Below are 17,944 nucleotides of genomic sequence, written 5' to 3'. Positions count from 1 at the left end.
TAAATCTATCTTAAATTTACTTTCTTTTTCACTGTATTTAGCTTATTGATTTCTTATTATGTATACATTGTAGGATAAAAAATATATATTCGCAACAATATTTTTTATTTTTTTCGTATTTTTTTAATTTTCTCTAAATTTATATTTATATTATATCTGCTTTTTATAAAATTATACAATTTTATATTAAAATTATATAATATTGAAATTCACAAAAACTAATTTGGAATGATTTAAGTATTTTTAAATAATTTTAAAAGTAAATTTTAAATTACATCTAAATACAAAAGTTATGGGATATAAAAATATACCCCATACCTTTTGTATTTTATTTTTTATATTCGCCGAAATATCTTTCTAATAGTCCTAAAAATGCTTTACCATGTCTAGCTTCGTCTTTACACATTTCGTGAACTGTATCGTGTATAGCATCAAGTCCTAATTCTTTTGCTTTTTTAGCTAATTTTAATTTACCTTCAGCAGCTCCATACTCAGCTTCAACCCTAGCAGTTAAATTTGATTTTGTACATGGTTCTACTACTTCGCCTAGAAGTTCTGCAAATTTAGCAGCATGCAGAGCTTCTTCTCCTGCTATTTTATCGTAAGCTGCACCTATTTCTGGATATCCTTCTCTATCTGCAACTCTACCCATGGCTAAATACATACCTACTTCTGTACATTCAGCTAAGAAGTTTGCTCTTAAGTCTTCTACTAATTCTTCGTCAATTCCTTTAGCAGAGCCGACATGATGTTCATCTGCCCAATCTAACTTATCTTTTTTTTCTATGAATTTATCACTTCCAACACCACAGACTGGACATTTTTCTGGTGGTTCTTCACCTTCATATATATAACCACATACTGTACATACCCATTTTTTCATATTAAAACCTCTCCTTTGTATTTTACTAAGAATAGATATAAAAAAAATTTCATATTTATTTATATATTCTTTTATGTATATTTACATATTAGATAAATTATTTACATCTAATTCTAGGTATATTTTGGTCTAATCACTCAAAAAATATACACGAATATACAATTTATCTAAGGAGGTCTCTATGAGTTTTCTTAATATTTTTTTAACTGGATTTGCACTTTCTATGGATGCATTTGCAGTCTCTGTAACTAAAGGTATAACTCTAAAAAATATAAATTCCAAGATTGCTTTTAAAATTGCATTTTCTTTCGGCTTTTTCCAAGGTATAATGCCTTTTATAGGTTGGTTTTTAGGAATTAGATTTGAATCTTACATAAAATCTATCGACCACTGGATAGCTTTTTTCTTACTATCTTTTATCGGTCTTAAAATGATTCTTGAAGCTGTTGAAAGCAATAGAATAGATTTTAAAAATGAATCTGAAAAAGACACGTATATGAAAAGTATATCGACAATAGACAATAAAGAAATTCTTATATTATCTATCGCTACTAGTATAGATGCACTAGCTGTAGGTGTGAGTTTTGCATTTTTAAGTATATCAATCTTTCCTGTTTGCTTTAGTATTTTTCTTATAACTTTAATCGTTTGCTTTTTAGGAGTATTAATAGGTAAAAAATTAGGCTCTGTATTTAAAAATTACGCTCAAATTATAGGTGGAGTTATTTTAATCTTTATCGGCGCTAGTATATTAAATGAACATATTCATTTTATATCGAAAATATTTTATTAAAAATAAGACATGCTATTTTTATATGGTTTATATAAAAAGTATTCCTATAATTTTATTATATACAGGAATACTTTTTATACGTTTATCTTATAAATGATATACTCTATTAACACGTTCACCTATAACACTAAGTGTCTCATTAGTTATAGTATTGCTAAGTAAGCTTATCTGATTTACAGACAGATAATTATCACCATCTTGTCCAATTAATGTAACAATATCGCCTTCACATACATCTATCCCACTTACATCAATCATCATTTGGTCCATACATACATTTCCTATTTGTTTTGCAAATTTTCCATTTACTAAGACTTTCATATCTTTTTTAGATATAAGTCTTGATAATCCATCTGCATAACCTATAGTTATAGTAGCTACTTTTACATGCTCTGTGGCAGTGTAGTTGTTTCCATAGCCGACTGACTCTCCCTGTGTTATTTCTTTTACCATAGCTACCTTACATCTAAGAGAAAGTGTCGCCTCAAATTTCATATTATCTGGAAGATGATTTAAGGTATCGTCTAATGGGTCGCTTGGAACTCCATACAGTATTATACCTGGTCTGACTAAGTTGTAATGTAAATCCCTATAAGTGACTATTCCGTAGCTATTTTGAAGATGTATATTTTTAGGGTTATACCCATCTTCTTTTAATTTATTTAATATAAAGTCAAAGTTGGAAATTTGTTGTTTAGTAAATTCTATATCAACTTCTAAATTACTGTCTGATCTAGATAAATGAGAAAAGATTCCTTCTATTTGAATATTATTTAAATCAAACATCTTTTTTATTAAATCAAGATGTTCCTTTGGTTCGCCTAATCTATTCATTCCTGTATTTAATTTTATATATCCCTTTACTACGCCTGGTAGTTTATTTAATTCTTCTGCATATTCTTCGCTTACTAATGTTTGACATAAATCATACTTGATTAATTCGTCTTTTCGACAACAAGGGGTCCATCCCAAAATTATTATTTCACCTTTTATCCCACTTTTTCTGAGCTTTATAGCTTCTTCTATAAAAGCAACTGCAAAATGTTTTACACCTATACTCTCAAGATATTTTGATACAACTATATCTCCATGACCATATGCATTAGCTTTTACAACACCAATTATATCTACATCATCATGCAAAAGTTTTCTTATAACTTCTACGTTGTGTTTAAGTTTTGATAAATCAATTTCTGCCCATGCTCTAAAATTAGATGTATCAATTTCATTTTTATTATTATAAATTTTCATATCCACCTTGATTCCCCCTATATATTTAATTTTAATATTATACATAAAAATAGATATGCCATAATCTTTTTAATTAAATTATAACATATCTATTTTGTTTAGTTTTTTAAGTATTTGTTTTAATACTTATTTATTTTTATTTTGATTTAAACTGTAGTTTATAATCTCTCATGTAGAGTTTCATTTTCTGTTGTCAGTCTTCTAGAATTAAATTCGTCTATTTTTTCTTTTAATTCTGGATCATATTCTGTATTTTTTTTTGTATCGTCTTCTCCTTTATCTTTTTCGTCCATTTCTTCCATTTCTAATTCTTCTATTATCTTTTCTATTTTTCTGCATTTTATTTTTTTGCATATTTTTACAACAACTATGGAAGCAACGGCAAGTATACCACCTATTACTAGGCCTTTACAACAACATTCCTGTTGTTTTTTTCTTTTATCATCACAACAAAACATCACTAATCACCTCATCAGTTTAAATTAGTAATAGTATTTGTATTTTAAAAAATAATATTTTATATAAAATCAAGAAATATTATCAGCTAATATCAGACATTTCTAGATTTACCTTTTCTTCTAAATGTTGTGATATATCGTATACTTCTTCTATTCCATTTTGATTTTTAGATTTTTTGAAAATAAGTCTTACTGTAGTTCCTTTATCAACTTCGCTTTCTATATTTATCTCTCCATCTAAAGCATCTACAAGTTTTTTGACTATACTAAGTCCGATGCCACTTCCTTCTTTTATTACAGCATTTTTGTTTTCCATTCTCTCAAATCTGTCAAATATAGTGTTTATTCTGTCCTTAGGTATTCCAATTCCACTATCTATAACATCTATATATACTTTTTCTTTTCGGTCTTTTACAATCACATCTATATTGCCATTTGGATTATTATATTTTATAGCATTAGAAAGTATATTTAACATTATTCTTTCCATCTGGTCTATATCTATATCGCAATATAATTCTTCTTGTTCTGCATCAAATACTACATCTATTTTTTGTCTTTTAGCAAAATTTATAACAGACATTGTAATATCTTCTGTAATAGAAACTATATTTACACGTTTTTTATGTATTTCAACTTTATTATTCTCTAGTTTTGTAGAATCTATAAAGTTATTTATAAGTCTAATAAGTCTATTGCAGTTTTGCTTTATAAGCTTGTTAAACTCTAAAATTTTATCATAATCTCCTTTTTGTAGGTTTAAATCTTGTATTTGAACGGTTGAGTATATTACATTTACAGGTGTTTTAAATTCATGTGATATATTTGACAAAACTTCATCCCTTGTTTTCTCCATTACATCTCTTAATTGTAATTCTCTTTTGGCATCTTCTAATTTTATCTTGTCTTCTATACTGTCTATTATGGAAACTTGAAATGTCTTTTGATGTACAGTTTCATAAAATCTTATTTCTTGTGCTTCAAACATCACGTTATTATATGAAAATCTAGTGTGAATTACACTTTCTTTTTTTTCGTTTTTATCTATAGATTTTATTGTTTTATCGTATTTTTCTCTATCTTCTTTATAAATTAAATCCGATATATTTTTATTTATTATATTTTCCTCAGAATCTAATTTAAATAATTTTAGTACTTTATTATTTACAAACATTATCTTGTGTTTGTGAGATATTATTATCCCACTGGGCATGTTTTTTAAAAGCTGTTCATAGATTATTTTGTAGTATTCCATATTGAAATTTACTTCTTCTATTTTTTCTATATTTTGTTTTAGTTTTTCTCTTTCATCTAATAAATTGTAGTAAAGATTTCTATTTGGTCTTTTTATAATATCTCTAAAACATATAGTATATACTAAATATACATGAATAAAATTTAAAAATATAAGCCCTATGCAGTTGAGCTTATTGCCAAATGATGTCTGTGGATATATATTTGTAAATTCTACAGCACCTAAGAAAATCATAAATAATAATATGATAATTCTACATATAAATAAAATCTTCATATCTCTTATAGTGTTATAATTATAAAATTGTTTATTTAACTTATCTATTTTTAAGATGCAATATATATACTTGATTAAAAAAATACTGCAAAATATATTTTTAACATAATCAGATATATCAGGTATTATGCTTGTCCAAGTTATAAGTATATAAAGTATTGGTATAAATATCGCAATTACATTAGCAATATTATTAAATTTATATATTTTATTTTTTTTACTATAAATATACACAAATAAAATATATAGTGAAGCTTGTACGCCTAAATTAACTAGCGTAATTTCAATTTCTTTATTTAAAGTATCATAATTTAAATTATCAAATACATATATTGCAAATAATGCATTCGTTATTGAGACTATTCCAAAAATTCTAGCTAAATCCTTATAAATACCGTCTTCTGATGTGCTTAGTGTTACAATACTCATAATATACGCAAACATTCCAATTATTCCATTGATTATAATTAGGATAAGATACATATAATATATATTCATATCTTTTAAAACAGTAAAAACTCCCCCTATTATTAAAATATAAACCCCAACAAAGTCAATTAAATAACTCTTTCTATTTAAAAATTTCATAAAGTCCCCCCCTATAAACCTTATCGTATAAAAGAGCAAATCATATTTACATCCCTATATACCTTATATTATATTTTCTTTTTGCCTTTATTTACAAGTATTTTGGAGCATATTTTTATATAATATTAAATTTTTTTAATATATTGACATAAATTTCTCAATAATTTTATATTAACTTATATTTTATACTTATATTATTAAAATCAAAAATAAAAGAACACTGATAAAACAGTATTCTTTCATTTTGATTTTAATATATTATTTTATATTTATTAAGCATTTAATATTGCCTTTTGAACAGTTACATTTACTATTTTATAAATCAATACTCCCACTATTAAGTTTATAGCTACAGCTGGAACTACTACTGACATAAATAACACTGTGAAGTTTCCTGGAAGCCCGACTATTATTTGAGCTGCTGTTAAAAATATTGTTCCACTTACAAAAGTTCCTACTACCATCATTATACCTGTAACTATTATATCTTTAACTTTATCTCCTAAAGATTTTATAAAAGGAAGTTTATATGAAAGTGTCATAACTAAAAACATTATATTTGTAGTTATAAATTTATCTATAACATTTGGTATTTGCCCTCCTGGAAATGCACTAGTCATTCCTGCAAATATTCCTGCTATAATACCTGCTACTAAACAAGTTTTATAACTATCTCTATTTATAACCATAAGTGTAAATAACATTATCAATGTTGTATCTGGTTTAATTGTAAATATAGGTGGTGTTACTTGATGTAGTACTAACCCCATAGCTAATAATATCGCATTTAATGTTAATTTTCTCGTATTTGTTTTTGTTCTCATTTTTTAAAACCCTCCTAAAATTCTTATTTTTGAAATTTTCTTTAAATTCAATCTTCTCAAGTCCTTCTAATGGAGTTCACAACATTTTAACACCTCCTTTTTTCCTCATTTCGATACTTATTATAAATTTATCAACACTTTGAAAGTTTATAAATTTGTTTAATTTGTATTTTTATATTAATTTTTCTTAAAATTAAAAAACTCCGTCCTATTATATTAATAGGACGGAGATAATATCCGCGTTGCCACCTAGATTGTATATAAATATATACCTCTTATTAAAGTACTAACATACTCTTTCGCTATAACGTGCGATCACGGTAAAGTCTACTTTCAAAAGTTGATTTCAATTTACTCCTCTAAGGCCCATTCATTAAATTTCTTCTTGTCGAGATTCCACCATCCTCAACTCTCTATATTGAACCTAAATTTAACTACTCTTCCTTTTCAAAGGATTTAAGTTATATTATTCATACTTATATAGTATTCAGTTTTGTAAATTTTGTCAACAGTTTTTATATTTAAATTAAATTATTTTAAATGGATTTAGATAAATATCACTTTTAATTGTTTCAAATTCTTCAAAGCCATCTATAAATCTCTTCATAACATCTTTGAATATATCTTCTGTGTCAAAGTGTCCACAGTCAATTACATTCATATTTATATCTAGAGCATCTTGTGCTTCGTGATACTTCATATCTCCAGTTATTAAAACTTGAGCACCTTTTATTTTTGATAATTTAACTAAGTCAGATCCAGCACCTGTGCAAAGTGCAATTCTTTTTATTTTAGAATTTAAATCCCCAACTAGTCTTATCTTATCCATATTTAAAGTATATTTTATTTTGTTTGCAAGCTCTTCTAAAGTTATTTCTGAATCTAAGTTTGCAATTCTTCCTAGACCTTGTTTTTCACCTTCATTTTGAAGTTCATATACGTCATATGCTACCTCTTCATATGGATGTGCTTTTATCATTTCTTTAATTACTTTATTTAGTATGCTTTTAGGCACAATAGTCTCTATTTTAACTTCATCTGATTTCTCAACTTCGCCTATCTTTCCTATAAACGGATTAGTACCCTCTTCTGGCTTAAATGTACCTGTTCCTGAGATGTTGAAAGTGCAGTGGCTATAGTTTCCTATATAACCTGCTTTATTTTGCCCTAAAACGCCTCTAATAGCGTCTTCATAACCTTTTGGAACATATACAGCTAGTTTATATAATTTTTCTCTGTGAGTCTCTTCTAGTATCTCACAATTTTCAAAGCCCATAATCTCCATAAAGTAGTCATTTAGTCCGTCTTTTGCAATATCAAAATTTGTATGCATTGAATAAAGACTTATATCATTTTTTATTAATTTTAAGATAAGTCTTCCCTTTAAATCACCTGAGTTAACTCTATTTATTTTTGAAAAAATAAATGGATGGTGAGTTATTATTAAGTCCACACCTTTTTCTATTGCTTCATCTACTACTTTTTCATTAGCTTCTAATGTAACTAATATTTTTTTTACTTCTTGTTCGTATTCTCCAACTAATAACCCGACGTTGTCCCATGAATATGCTAAATTAGTAGGATATTTGCTTTCAATTTTATTAATTAAATTTCGAAGTTTCATATATTCCTCCTTATTTATTCAATAAATCATTTAATTCCTCTATCTTTTTATTTATAATAGATTTTCTATGAGAAACTGCATCTCCATCTTTTCCGTCTAATTTTCTTAATATGTTTTCGTTTATTCTTATTTTATTTCCTATAAAATCTTTAAGTAGAGGATCTTGTTTTTCTATTAATTTTTGACCTATTTCATAGTAAATAGGTTCTATATCTTGCTCCTTTAATCCTTCATATTTACACTCTATTATTTCGTATAATCTGTGTTCTTCTCTAACTAAATGTTCATCTATTATTTTGTATCCATTTTTGTATAAGAACATTCTAAGTTCTTCTGGAGCTTGCATAGGTTGAAGTATTAGCTTTTCAGTTGTGTGTGCAACTGCTTCATTTGCTTTTAATATATCGTTTATAAGCATACCACCCATACCTGCTATTATTATTTCATCTACTTCATTTGGTTTTAGAACTTCTATTCCCGAACCTAATCTCAAGTCAACTTTATCTATTAAGTTATTTCTCATAACTTCTTTTTTTGCATTATCTAAAGGACCTTTATTTACATCCCCTAAAATAGCGTATTGTATTGTATTTTTATTTAAAAGGTATACTGGTATATATCCGTGGTCAGTACCTATATCTGCTAATCTTTTATCTTTATCTACTAATGATGCAATCTTTAATAGTCTGTCTGTAAGTTTCAAATATTTCATCCTCTCTAGTTTAAATTGTGTATTTATAAATAATTATTAATTTAAAAATTCGCCTTTTCAGGCGAATTCTTATCTTAGTCTAAATAATCTCTTAATTTCTTAGAACGACTTGGATGTCTAAGTTTTCTAAGTGCTTTAGCTTCTATTTGTCTAATTCTCTCTCTAGTTACGTCAAATTCTTTACCTACTTCTTCTAACGTTCTAGCTCTACCATCTTCTAAACCAAATCTTAATTTTAATACTTTTTGTTCTCTTTCATTTAATGAGCCAAGTACTTCTTCTATTTGGTCTTTAAGTAGAGAATAAGCAGCAGCTTCTGCAGGTGCTAAAGCATCTTCATCTGGTATAAAGTCTCCTAAATGACTATCTTCTTCTTCACCTATTGGTGTTTCTAAAGATACAGGATCTTGTGCTATCTTCATTATTTCTCTTACTTTTTCTTCAGACATATCCATTTCTTTTGCAATTTCTTCTGGTTTTGGATCACGTCCTAATTCTTGAAGTAATTGTCTAGATACTCTTATTAATTTATTTATAGTTTCTACCATATGAACTGGTATTCTTATAGTTCTAGCTTGGTCAGCTATAGCACGAGTTATAGCTTGTCTTATCCACCATGTTGCATAAGTACTGAATTTAAATCCTCTTTCATAGTCGAACTTCTCAACAGCTTTTATTAATCCAAGGTTTCCTTCTTGAATTAAATCAAGGAATAGCATCCCTCTACCAACGTATCTTTTAGCTATACTTACAACTAATCTTAAGTTGGCTTCTACTAATCTTTGTTTTGCTACTTCGTCGCCTTCCATCATTCTCTTTGCATATTCTATTTCTTCATGCGGTTTAAGAAGAGGAATTTTCCCGATTTCTTTAAGGTACATTCTAACTGGGTCATCTATGCTTATTCCTTTAGGAAGAGATAAGTCTATTTTATCCATTTCTACATCGTCTTCTTTTTTAAGTTCGTCATCAGATACTCCATCAAAATGATCGTCTACCATTAAATCGTTATCATTATCAGAAAAATCAACATCAGCTTTTTGAGTTTTATCTTCTATTATTTCTATACCTAAGTTCCCAAGTGTTTCATAAAGATTTTCTACTTGGTCTTTGTCTAGTTCTGTCTCCGAGAATGCTTCCATAATCTCTGATAATGTTAAAGAACCTTGCTTTTTACCTTTGTCTATTAATGTTTTTGCCGTTAACCTTTTATTGTCTTTTTTACTTGCCATAAATACTTCTCCTCCTTTCTATAAGTCTTTTTTTATTTTTTCTTTTTTCAAAATTTCTAAACTTAAATTCATAATTTTCTCATCTACCTCTTTCGTATTGCCATTGGTTTTTTTCAATAATTCAAGCTTGCTTGATAGCTCTTTTATTTGATAGGACATTGATTTTATCTCATTGTCTATTATATTTTTCTTAATTTGTTTAATTATGTTTTTAGTGCTCTCAAGAGTATAAGTATTAATTTCTTCAATTTGGATATTTTGTATATTGTTTACATATTCTTCAGATATGTTTAAACTTTTAATTTTGTCAATAGTTATTTTGTCCAATTCTCTATTTTTAATTATGTAATTAAAAATTTCTTTTGTTTCATCAAATAAAAACTGTTGTTCATTTATATCTTGTAATACAGATTCTCTCAAGTTTTTGTTTTCCATCAATAACTTTATAAACTTAGCTTCTACTTTTAGATAACCATCTTGGATTTTTGACATTTGTTCTATTTTTTTATGAACATTTGTATTTCTTTTATTAGTTTTATTATAATTGCTATTTACTTTTATTCCTACACTAGCTCTAATTGATTCTATACTTATATTTGTTAAATCACTCAAATATTTAGCGTATAAATCTTTTTCTATAGGACTTTTTAATTTTTTCAACATAAAAGTTGCTTCTTCTACAAAGCTCATTTTTTGACTATCGTTATTTAAATTGTATTTTTTCTTTAATATATCTATTTTATATTTAATATAATAGTCTGAATCTTCCATTGCCTTTTTATACCCTTCAAAACCATATTTCTTTATAAAATCATCCGGGTCTTTGCAATCTTTTAAATTTAATATTTTTACTTTTATATCTGCTTGTAGCAAAATATCAATTGCTCTTAAAGTAGCATTTTGCCCTGCTTGGTCTGAATCATAAGATATAATAACATTCTTTGCAAATTTTCTAATTAATCTCGCTTGTTCTATTGTTAAAGCCGTCCCTAAAGTAGCTACAACATTTTCTATATTATTTTGATAAAGTGAAATTAAATCCATATATCCCTCAACTAGGATTAATGTATCGTCTTTTATACTTTTTTTAGATATATTAAGTCCATATAAATTTAATCTTTTATTGAAGACTAAAGTCTCCGGTGAATTTAAATATTTAGGAAGCGAGTCGTCAAGTACCCTCCCCCCAAATCCAATCACTTTTCCATTGTAATTAAATATAGGAAACATTACTCTATTTCTAAATCTATCAAAATACTTATTTGTCTCAGTTTTATGAGTAACTAGACCACATTTTACTAAATCTGTTTTATCATAGCCTTTAGCAAGCAAATAATTCATCAGGCTATTCCATGAATTTAGCGAATATCCTAATCCAAATTTTTTGATTATTTTATCGCTTAATCCTCTTTTCTTTAGGTATTCGTATCCTGGATTTTTTGTACCTAATAAATTTGCAAAATAAAATCTTGCCGCTTCTGTGTGAATTTCTCTAAATTTATTTATTTCTTGTATTTTTTGCTTTTCTTCTTCGCTTATATTTCTTTCTAAAGTAATTCCACATCTTCTAGCTAATATTTTCACAGCATCCATAAAGTCTACATTTTCATATCTCATTACAAAACTAATTACATCTCCACCAGCATTACATCCAAAACATTTGTATATTTGTTTTGACTTACTGACCATAAAAGATCCTGTCTTTTCTGAATGGAATGGACATAATCCTGTGTAATTTGAACCCGAGCTTTTAAGTTGCATATAGTCTGATATTACGTCTACAATGTCACATCTACTTTTTATTTCTTCTATAATATCTTTTAAATCATTCAAATTTATCACCTTCCGGTGTTATTTTTTATTAACATTTCTATTTTACCTTATAATACATATTTGTCAAATACTATTATACATAATTCGACTTTTTTTGTTAAATTCCTTCTAATAAAAATTATTTTTTATAATTTATTTACTGTTTTTTTTGTAATAATATAATTTTGTATATATTTAAATAGTAATTTTAATATAAATTAAAACATTTTTCGTCTTTTTTAATATTATTTATTATTATATTTGTCATTTATCTTCAAAAAAAAAGTTTGTCATATAATATATTGTAGTATATTTTTTATAAAATTTCTTTACAAAACCTAAAGTTATTATTTTGTAATGTCTTAACGCCACAAAAGGGACTATAAGCCCCTTTTTATTAATTTACATGTTACATTGTAATATTTATCTTTTTTACCTTTGTTTCTTCTAGTATTCATTAATTCATATATTTTTTCGATATAATTATTGTCTTCACTCAATCTTATTAAACTTACTAGATAGTATTCATCTGTACTTTTAGGGACTTTTTTTTGATCACTAGGTCTATCGCCGTTTTAGCTGCATCAAAATGTCTTAAATGTGTATGACCATCCTGAAAACATTTCTTTGTGTTGTAAGCTATATAACCTCCCCTTACTTGAAAAATTATATATTCTTTCTTTTCATAGATTTTATTATACATTTAATCAAATCCTTCTAAAAATATTCTTAATATATAATATTAACTTTTTTCAAAGTAATTACATATTTTTAAAATTTATCTATTATTTTTATCTAAAAGTTCAGATACCGTAACAAATTTATATCCTTTTTGTGATAATGTGGATAATATTGTGTCAAGTGCTATAATTGTATTTTCTGTTCCATAGTCATGCAACAGTATTATATCTCCTGGTTTTACATTTTTTATTATTTTATCTGCAATTTGAGATGCTGGAGGATTCCTCCAGTCTTTTGCATCTACTCCACTCCACAATACAACTGTATAACCTAAATCTTGAGATAATTCTTTTAGACATCTCTCGTTATAATTTCCAAACGGTGGTCTAAATAAAACTGGCTTTTTACCTGTCTTTTCAATTATTATATCTTCACAATTTTTAATTTCGGTTTTTAATTGTTCATTTGACAATGTACTTATATCCGGGTGAGTAAATGTGTGATTTCCTATTTCATGACCTTCTTTACTCGCCCTTATTACAGAGTCTGGATACCATTTAACGTGTTTTCCTACAACAAAGAATGTAGCTTTTGCATTGTATTTCTTTAAGATGTCAAGAATTTTAGCTGTTTCTTTTGGATGTGGCCCATCGTCAAATGTAAGAGCAATTTCTTTGCTGTTATTTGAATTATTTTTTATTATATTGTCTTTATCATCTATGTTTTTATAAGCTAATATTAAGGGTGCGTTTACTAAAAAAAATAAAAGTGCTATCGCAATAGCTTTTTTAAAATACTTTTTATAGTTCATAATTTTATCCTTTCATAGTTTTAACATTTTAATACTTAAAAAGGTGATTTATTTTAAGTTCTATAAAATTGTATTAAAACATTTATTATAAAAATGCTTTTGTTAATAGATAGCATACCCTAAATATAACTTTATAATTCACTTTAAATTACATTATTGAATATAATTTTTATTAAAATTATATTTTTAAATAAGTTATTTTTTAAAATTTAACTGTGAATATTTCTTCTAAACTTCTTCCAAATATAGATGGCTTATCAAACTTCCAAGTCCCTTCATATACTAATTCGCCATCTAAATAGAATTTTCCAAAGCCATGTTTTTTACCATTTCTAAATTCGCCTATGTATTTTTTATTTTCACTCCAAATATAAGTTCCAAATCCATGAATTTGATTTGATTTCCAAGTTCCTTCATAAATCAAAATTCCAGAAGGATTATAACACGATCCATCGCCATCCATTTTATTATCTTTATAGTCTCCATAATACATACATCCATCATTCCACTTAAAAATGCCATTTCCATTTTTTTTGCCATTTTTAAAGTTGCCGATATATTCATCTCCATTTGCATAAAGTATCTGGCCTATACCGTCTCTTACATCATCTTTAAAGTGTCCAGTATATATATTTCCATTAGGGAATATATATTGACCACAACCTTCTTTTATATTATCTTTAAACTCCCCTGAATATTCAAGTATTCTCTCATCTTCTGTAAAAAAAGAATATACTCCAATACCATTCATCTGTGCATCTTTTATTTTTCCTATATATTTATCTCCATTACTAAAGCAATAAATTTTAATATCGTTACAATTAAAACCTATTTTCTCATTTGTAAGAGCTTTATTTTCTATTAATTTTATATCTTCTTCACTTGCGTTTATATCTTTTTTTAATGCTTTTCTCTTTATATTTTGTGCATTTCTTACTTTTCTCTTCACATCATTTATAGATTTTAAATACTCATTATATATTGAAACATTATTTTTTGTATCACTCATATAAAATGCTCCCTTTCTTTAGATTAAAACTATTAGTCATATTTCTATAATATAATTATATAATCATAATAGTTTTATAACAATAAAGATTTCTTTTAATCAATATCAATTTCCTTCAAATAAAAAAAGTCTCCTTTTTTTAGAAGACTTTTTTATATTCTTTTTATATTTTATAGATATCTTTCTTTAAATCCTTTACCTTTTACTTCATTTAAATCATTTACTGATATAAATGCTTTTTCATCGTATTTAAGTGCTATTTCTTTTATTTTTGGTATTTCTTTTGCTAATGCTACACAATATACTATTTTTTTCTTTTCACGTGTATATCCACCTTCTGCATCAAAGAATGTAACACCTCTGACTAAATCATGCATTATATCATGTGCAACTTCTTGAGATTTTTCTGTAAATACCATTACTGCTTTTTCTTCAAAGAATGCATCTTTTACTACTGACATTGTTTGTGCATTTAAGAACATACTTATTAATGTGTATAATGCTAAGTTTATTCCAAATAAAAAACTTCCACATAAGACTATTGCTATATTAGCAGCTAAAGCTGTATTTTTAACTTCTACATTTCTTTTTACTTTTAAAATAGCTCCTATAATATCTGTCCCACCTTGTGATGATTTTGCTCTAAATGTAAGTCCTATACCTATACCACATAAAACTCCACCAAATGCACTTTGAAGTAGTATATCGTCTACTTTGATATAAGTTCCTATATCTTGTGTTACACCTAATATAAGAGAAAATAATACCATATTAATTAAACTAGTAATACAAAAATCTTTGTCTAAATATATAAATCCAAGTATAAATATTGGTATATTTATTAAAAATGTAAGTAACCCTACATTTATATTTGTCATGTAATTAATCATAGTAGCAAGTCCTGTAACACCTCCACTTAAAAGATGTGCTGGTCTTATAAATCCATTTATTCCTATACTTGATATAATCATACCTGCTAGTATAATGCTATATCTTGCAAAAATATTTTTTTCTACTATGTTATTGACCTTACTCATAATATTTATCAATCAAAGTCATCCCCTTTGTCTTAACTTTGATTTCTCCCTTCTTTCTCAATATCTTTTATAAGCATCGCCCTGTTTGCTTTTCTTTAACTATTATTATAATATCTTTTTTCAATCTGTAAAGTGCAACTTTTGCGTCATTTTTCTTTTTCTATATACAATTTGTGAAATTTTGCTTTCACTGTTTTTATTCAATCTTAATATGATTTTATTTTATTTTTTATTTCATTTTTATATCTTAAACACATGTATTTTACTTATAAAATTTCTAATTTAAGCAATTTTTAATATATTAACTTGCATTTAATGCAGGGAGTCTTTATATACATTCATTATTTGTAAAAGATAATTTTTTTATATTATTTTATTTATATAGATATTTCCCGATATATTACCAAAATAAATATAATTTCCTTATAATTAAAAAAGTGATATTGTAAATAAATCTACAATATCACTTTTTTATTATTGTTTTAAAATTGCTAATACTTTTTCATTTCTATTATATGCACTATTTGGGTCTGTAGCTTTTAAAGTACGTAAAGCATCTTTTGCTTCTTGTAATCTATCATTTTCATAATATATTGTAGCAAGCTGATAATACGCATCATCATAATATTCTTGAGATGCTGAATATGAGCTTACATATTTTTTGTAGTATTTTATAGCATTTTCAGTATCGCCCATTTTCTTATATGAAAGTGCTATATTATATATTGAATCTGCATTATAAGAAGATGTATCTTTTGCTTTTAATGTATACTCATAGTATTTTATAGCAGTTTTATAATCACCTGATGCTTTATACTTAGTTGCATCAAAATAAAGCGCTTCTGCACCTCTTGCTATTTGCTTAGTTTCTTCTTCTTGTTGTTTAGCTTTTTGCTCTGATTCTTGTGCATCTTTTGCTTCTTGCTCTTTTTGACTTAGCATTTCTTCTGTTTCAGATAATGCCTTTTTATTTTCTTGTATTTCAGTATCTTTAGAACTTATCTGTTCGTTTAAATCATTTATTTTCTTTTGATTATGTAAGTAAGCTCCTCCCATACAAACTATTAAAATAGCAATTACAGTATATAATACTATATGTTTTTTATCTGTTTTCTTTGTTTTAGATTTAGGTTTATTTTCTTTATTATCGTCTTTATTTACTTTTGTCTCTTCTTTTTCTTCTGACTTACTTTCAAGATTTACACCTTCTTCATTAAATTTTTCAAAGATAGGGTTGTTTTTATCTATGCATCTAAGTTCTTCTAATAATTCTATCTTTTTCTTTTCATCTCCTACTCTATCGTAAAGTAGTATAGATATAACATATGGCTCTATAAGATCTGGCTCTTCTAATATTAAAGAGTCAAATATCTCTATAGATTCTTCATTTAATTCTTCATTTATAAATCTAATTGAATGATTATATCTCTCTAAGAATACTTTAAATTCTTTTGATGACAACAAGTTAACGTATTTTCTAGATAATTCATTATTTCCATAACATTGACTTGTGTAAAAACTCTCAAATGCTTTAGAGAAGTCACATTTTAATAAACATAAAAGACCTTTTAAATTTAATATATCTGGGTCTTTTGGATTTAATTTAAGCGCCTCTTCTATAAATTCTACTGCATTTGTAATGTAATGTCTTATAGCTAAATCAAGTGCGTTGTTGTATTTATTATAAGACTCTAATTTAATTTCTTTTGATATTTCCGTAGAATTTGTATTAAGTTCTTTTTGTAAGTTTAAAATTGTTTCATTTTTATAGTTTGAAGTAACATATGTTTGTTTTAATGCCTTTAATGTGTCATTATCTTCGCCTTCATCTTCATCTATTTTAAAAAATGTATAATCGCTTTTATTTTCTTCAACTAAAGAAATGTCCATTATTTTTCTAGGCATATTTTCAATATCTAAAATTATATTTTCTCCTAAAATGATAATCGCCTCCTAATATTCCATATATTCTAAGATAACATATTTATAAATTATAGTCAAAAAAATCCTTCATCGCAATAGATGAAGGATTTTTAAATGATTATTTTATGTTGTATTTTTTTACTTTTCTGTATAAAGTTGCAATACCTATATTCAATGCATCTGCAACTTTTTTCATTTCTTGAGTATTACTGCCGTATTTTTTTATTGCTTTTTCGATTTCTTCTTTTTCTAATTGTTCTACTGTCTTGATTTCTTCTTTATACATCTCATCTAATTTAAATGATATTAAATCAGACATACTAGATATAAATTCTCTAAGCTCTTTGTCTTTTGATAGTATCTTTTGTTTTTGTTCTTCTGTAAATGCGGCTATACCTAAAATTCCTAAATTTTCACTTCCAAGTTTAATAGGTGTACATATATCTGCTAGTTCTTTGCAGTGTTCTCTGCTAGAACAAGTTTTGCATCTATTTTCAATTTCTTTATTGATAATATATGAATTTCCTGTTTTTAGAACATTTGAATATACAGCTTCTTCTGATATTTTGTCGCCTATTTTATCTTTAAATATGCCTGTTCCCGCTATTCTATATAAATCTTTCGATACTACAGTAACATCAACATCTAGTACTTTAGAGATATTTTGGCAAATCTCTTGAATATACTGGGTTATATCATTAAGTTTCAAATCAACACCCCCTATAATTTATATTTATTTTTATTGGTCTTTAAACCATTAAAATCACTTTTGTGA

At 26.2% G+C, this 17,944-nt stretch carries 15 protein-coding genes and 2 other annotated features (1 of these 17 running past the window's edge); of the genes, 1 reads left to right on the top strand and 14 read right to left on the bottom strand.

Annotated features, from left to right (window positions below):
* Positions 1 to 41, bottom strand: a binding site (T-box leader) (it extends 199 nt beyond the left edge of the window).
* 287 nt (positions 42 to 328) lie between these two features.
* Positions 329 to 883 (bottom strand): NADH peroxidase, encoded by a 555-nt coding sequence (locus tag ABCM86_RS06065; RefSeq protein WP_195930980.1) that lies wholly within the window; start codon positions 881 to 883, stop codon positions 329 to 331.
* Positions 884 to 1,064: 181 nt separating this feature from the next.
* Between ABCM86_RS06065 and ABCM86_RS06060 the strand changes: the two genes are divergently transcribed.
* Complete coding sequence (locus tag ABCM86_RS06060) at positions 1,065 to 1,676, top strand: manganese efflux pump MntP family protein (RefSeq protein ID WP_195930979.1); 612 nt, start codon at positions 1,065 to 1,067, stop codon at positions 1,674 to 1,676.
* Positions 1,677 to 1,763: 87 nt separating this feature from the next.
* Here ABCM86_RS06060 and vanT read toward each other — a convergent pair whose 3' ends face one another.
* The 13 genes from vanT to ABCM86_RS05995 form a co-directional block, all read right to left on the bottom strand.
* Complete coding sequence (gene vanT / locus ABCM86_RS06055) at positions 1,764 to 2,927, bottom strand: serine racemase VanT catalytic subunit (RefSeq protein WP_243269597.1); 1,164 nt, start codon at positions 2,925 to 2,927, stop codon at positions 1,764 to 1,766.
* Positions 2,928 to 3,085: 158 nt separating this feature from the next.
* Complete coding sequence (locus ABCM86_RS06050) at positions 3,086 to 3,385, bottom strand: hypothetical protein (RefSeq protein WP_195930977.1); 300 nt, start codon at positions 3,383 to 3,385, stop codon at positions 3,086 to 3,088.
* A gap of 82 nt (positions 3,386 to 3,467) precedes the next feature.
* On the bottom strand, positions 3,468 to 5,504 hold the full coding sequence (locus ABCM86_RS06045) for an ATP-binding protein (protein ID WP_195930976.1): 2,037 nt from the start codon (positions 5,502 to 5,504) through the stop codon (positions 3,468 to 3,470).
* Positions 5,505 to 5,776: 272 nt separating this feature from the next.
* The gene (locus ABCM86_RS06040) at positions 5,777 to 6,328 is read right to left on the bottom strand and encodes a tryptophan transporter (protein ID WP_195930975.1); all 552 of its coding nucleotides are present in this window, start codon (positions 6,326 to 6,328) and stop codon (positions 5,777 to 5,779) included.
* 217 nt (positions 6,329 to 6,545) lie between these two features.
* Positions 6,546 to 6,788 (bottom strand) — a binding site (T-box leader).
* A 66-nt stretch (positions 6,789 to 6,854) separates the two neighbouring features.
* The gene (locus ABCM86_RS06035) at positions 6,855 to 7,952 is read right to left on the bottom strand and encodes a Nif3-like dinuclear metal center hexameric protein (protein ID WP_195930974.1); all 1,098 of its coding nucleotides are present in this window, start codon (positions 7,950 to 7,952) and stop codon (positions 6,855 to 6,857) included.
* 10 nt (positions 7,953 to 7,962) lie between these two features.
* Entirely contained in the window at positions 7,963 to 8,664 is a 702-nt protein-coding gene (locus ABCM86_RS06030; protein ID WP_330593149.1) for a class I SAM-dependent methyltransferase, read from the bottom strand.
* Positions 8,665 to 8,738: 74 nt separating this feature from the next.
* Positions 8,739 to 9,896 carry an RNA polymerase sigma factor RpoD gene (rpoD, locus tag ABCM86_RS06025; RefSeq protein ID WP_195930973.1) on the bottom strand — a complete coding sequence of 386 codons (1,158 nt, stop codon included), beginning with the start codon at positions 9,894 to 9,896 and terminating at the stop codon, positions 8,739 to 8,741.
* Between the two features lie 18 nt (positions 9,897 to 9,914).
* On the bottom strand, positions 9,915 to 11,729 hold the full coding sequence (gene dnaG / locus ABCM86_RS06020; protein WP_195930972.1) for a DNA primase: 1,815 nt from the start codon (positions 11,727 to 11,729) through the stop codon (positions 9,915 to 9,917).
* Between the two features lie 757 nt (positions 11,730 to 12,486).
* The gene (locus tag ABCM86_RS06015) at positions 12,487 to 13,200 is read right to left on the bottom strand and encodes a polysaccharide deacetylase family protein (protein WP_195930931.1); all 714 of its coding nucleotides are present in this window, start codon (positions 13,198 to 13,200) and stop codon (positions 12,487 to 12,489) included.
* A gap of 202 nt (positions 13,201 to 13,402) precedes the next feature.
* Positions 13,403 to 14,209, bottom strand: coding sequence for a hypothetical protein (locus ABCM86_RS06010; RefSeq protein WP_195930930.1), 807 nt, complete (start codon positions 14,207 to 14,209; stop codon positions 13,403 to 13,405).
* Positions 14,210 to 14,379: 170 nt separating this feature from the next.
* The gene (locus ABCM86_RS06005; protein ID WP_330605523.1) at positions 14,380 to 15,258 is read right to left on the bottom strand and encodes a YitT family protein; all 879 of its coding nucleotides are present in this window, start codon (positions 15,256 to 15,258) and stop codon (positions 14,380 to 14,382) included.
* Between the two features lie 462 nt (positions 15,259 to 15,720).
* Positions 15,721 to 17,151, bottom strand: coding sequence for a tetratricopeptide repeat protein (locus ABCM86_RS06000; RefSeq protein WP_195930929.1), 1,431 nt, complete (start codon positions 17,149 to 17,151; stop codon positions 15,721 to 15,723).
* Between the two features lie 136 nt (positions 17,152 to 17,287).
* Positions 17,288 to 17,878, bottom strand: coding sequence for a helix-turn-helix domain-containing protein (locus ABCM86_RS05995; RefSeq protein ID WP_195930928.1), 591 nt, complete (start codon positions 17,876 to 17,878; stop codon positions 17,288 to 17,290).
* Positions 17,879 to 17,944 lie beyond the last annotated feature (66 nt).

It is taken from the genome of Clostridium sp. 2218st1_F5_2218SCRN_220325, from assembly GCF_039062665.1.
Classification (GTDB): Bacteria; Bacillota; Clostridia; order Peptostreptococcales; family Peptostreptococcaceae; genus Intestinibacter.
The sequence above is the reverse complement of the archived record's forward strand: the minus strand, read 5'-3'. Positions and strand labels throughout refer to the sequence as shown.

Bases quoted from the DNA above. Each gene is read 5' to 3' on its own strand.
- ABCM86_RS06000 (WP_195930929.1), bottom strand. From the start codon at position 17,151: ATGCCTAGAAAAATAATGGACATTTCTTTAGTTGAAGAAAATAAAAGC.
- ABCM86_RS06060 (WP_195930979.1), top strand. From the start codon at position 1,065: ATGAGTTTTCTTAATATTTTTTTAACTGGATTTGCACTTTCTATGGAT.
- rpoD (WP_195930973.1), bottom strand. From the start codon at position 9,896: ATGGCAAGTAAAAAAGACAATAAAAGGTTAACGGCAAAAACATTAATA.
- ABCM86_RS06065 (WP_195930980.1), bottom strand. From the start codon at position 883: ATGAAAAAATGGGTATGTACAGTATGTGGTTATATATATGAAGGTGAA.
- vanT (WP_243269597.1), bottom strand. From the start codon at position 2,927: ATGAAAATTTATAATAATAAAAATGAAATTGATACATCTAATTTTAGA.
- ABCM86_RS06050 (WP_195930977.1), bottom strand. From the start codon at position 3,385: ATGTTTTGTTGTGATGATAAAAGAAAAAAACAACAGGAATGTTGTTGT.
- ABCM86_RS06010 (WP_195930930.1), bottom strand. From the start codon at position 14,209: ATGAGTGATACAAAAAATAATGTTTCAATATATAATGAGTATTTAAAA.
- ABCM86_RS06030 (WP_330593149.1), bottom strand. From the start codon at position 8,664: ATGAAATATTTGAAACTTACAGACAGACTATTAAAGATTGCATCATTA.
- ABCM86_RS06045 (WP_195930976.1), bottom strand. From the start codon at position 5,504: ATGAAATTTTTAAATAGAAAGAGTTATTTAATTGACTTTGTTGGGGTT.
- ABCM86_RS06035 (WP_195930974.1), bottom strand. From the start codon at position 7,952: ATGAAACTTCGAAATTTAATTAATAAAATTGAAAGCAAATATCCTACT.
- ABCM86_RS06040 (WP_195930975.1), bottom strand. From the start codon at position 6,328: ATGAGAACAAAAACAAATACGAGAAAATTAACATTAAATGCGATATTA.
- ABCM86_RS06015 (WP_195930931.1), bottom strand. From the start codon at position 13,200: ATGAACTATAAAAAGTATTTTAAAAAAGCTATTGCGATAGCACTTTTA.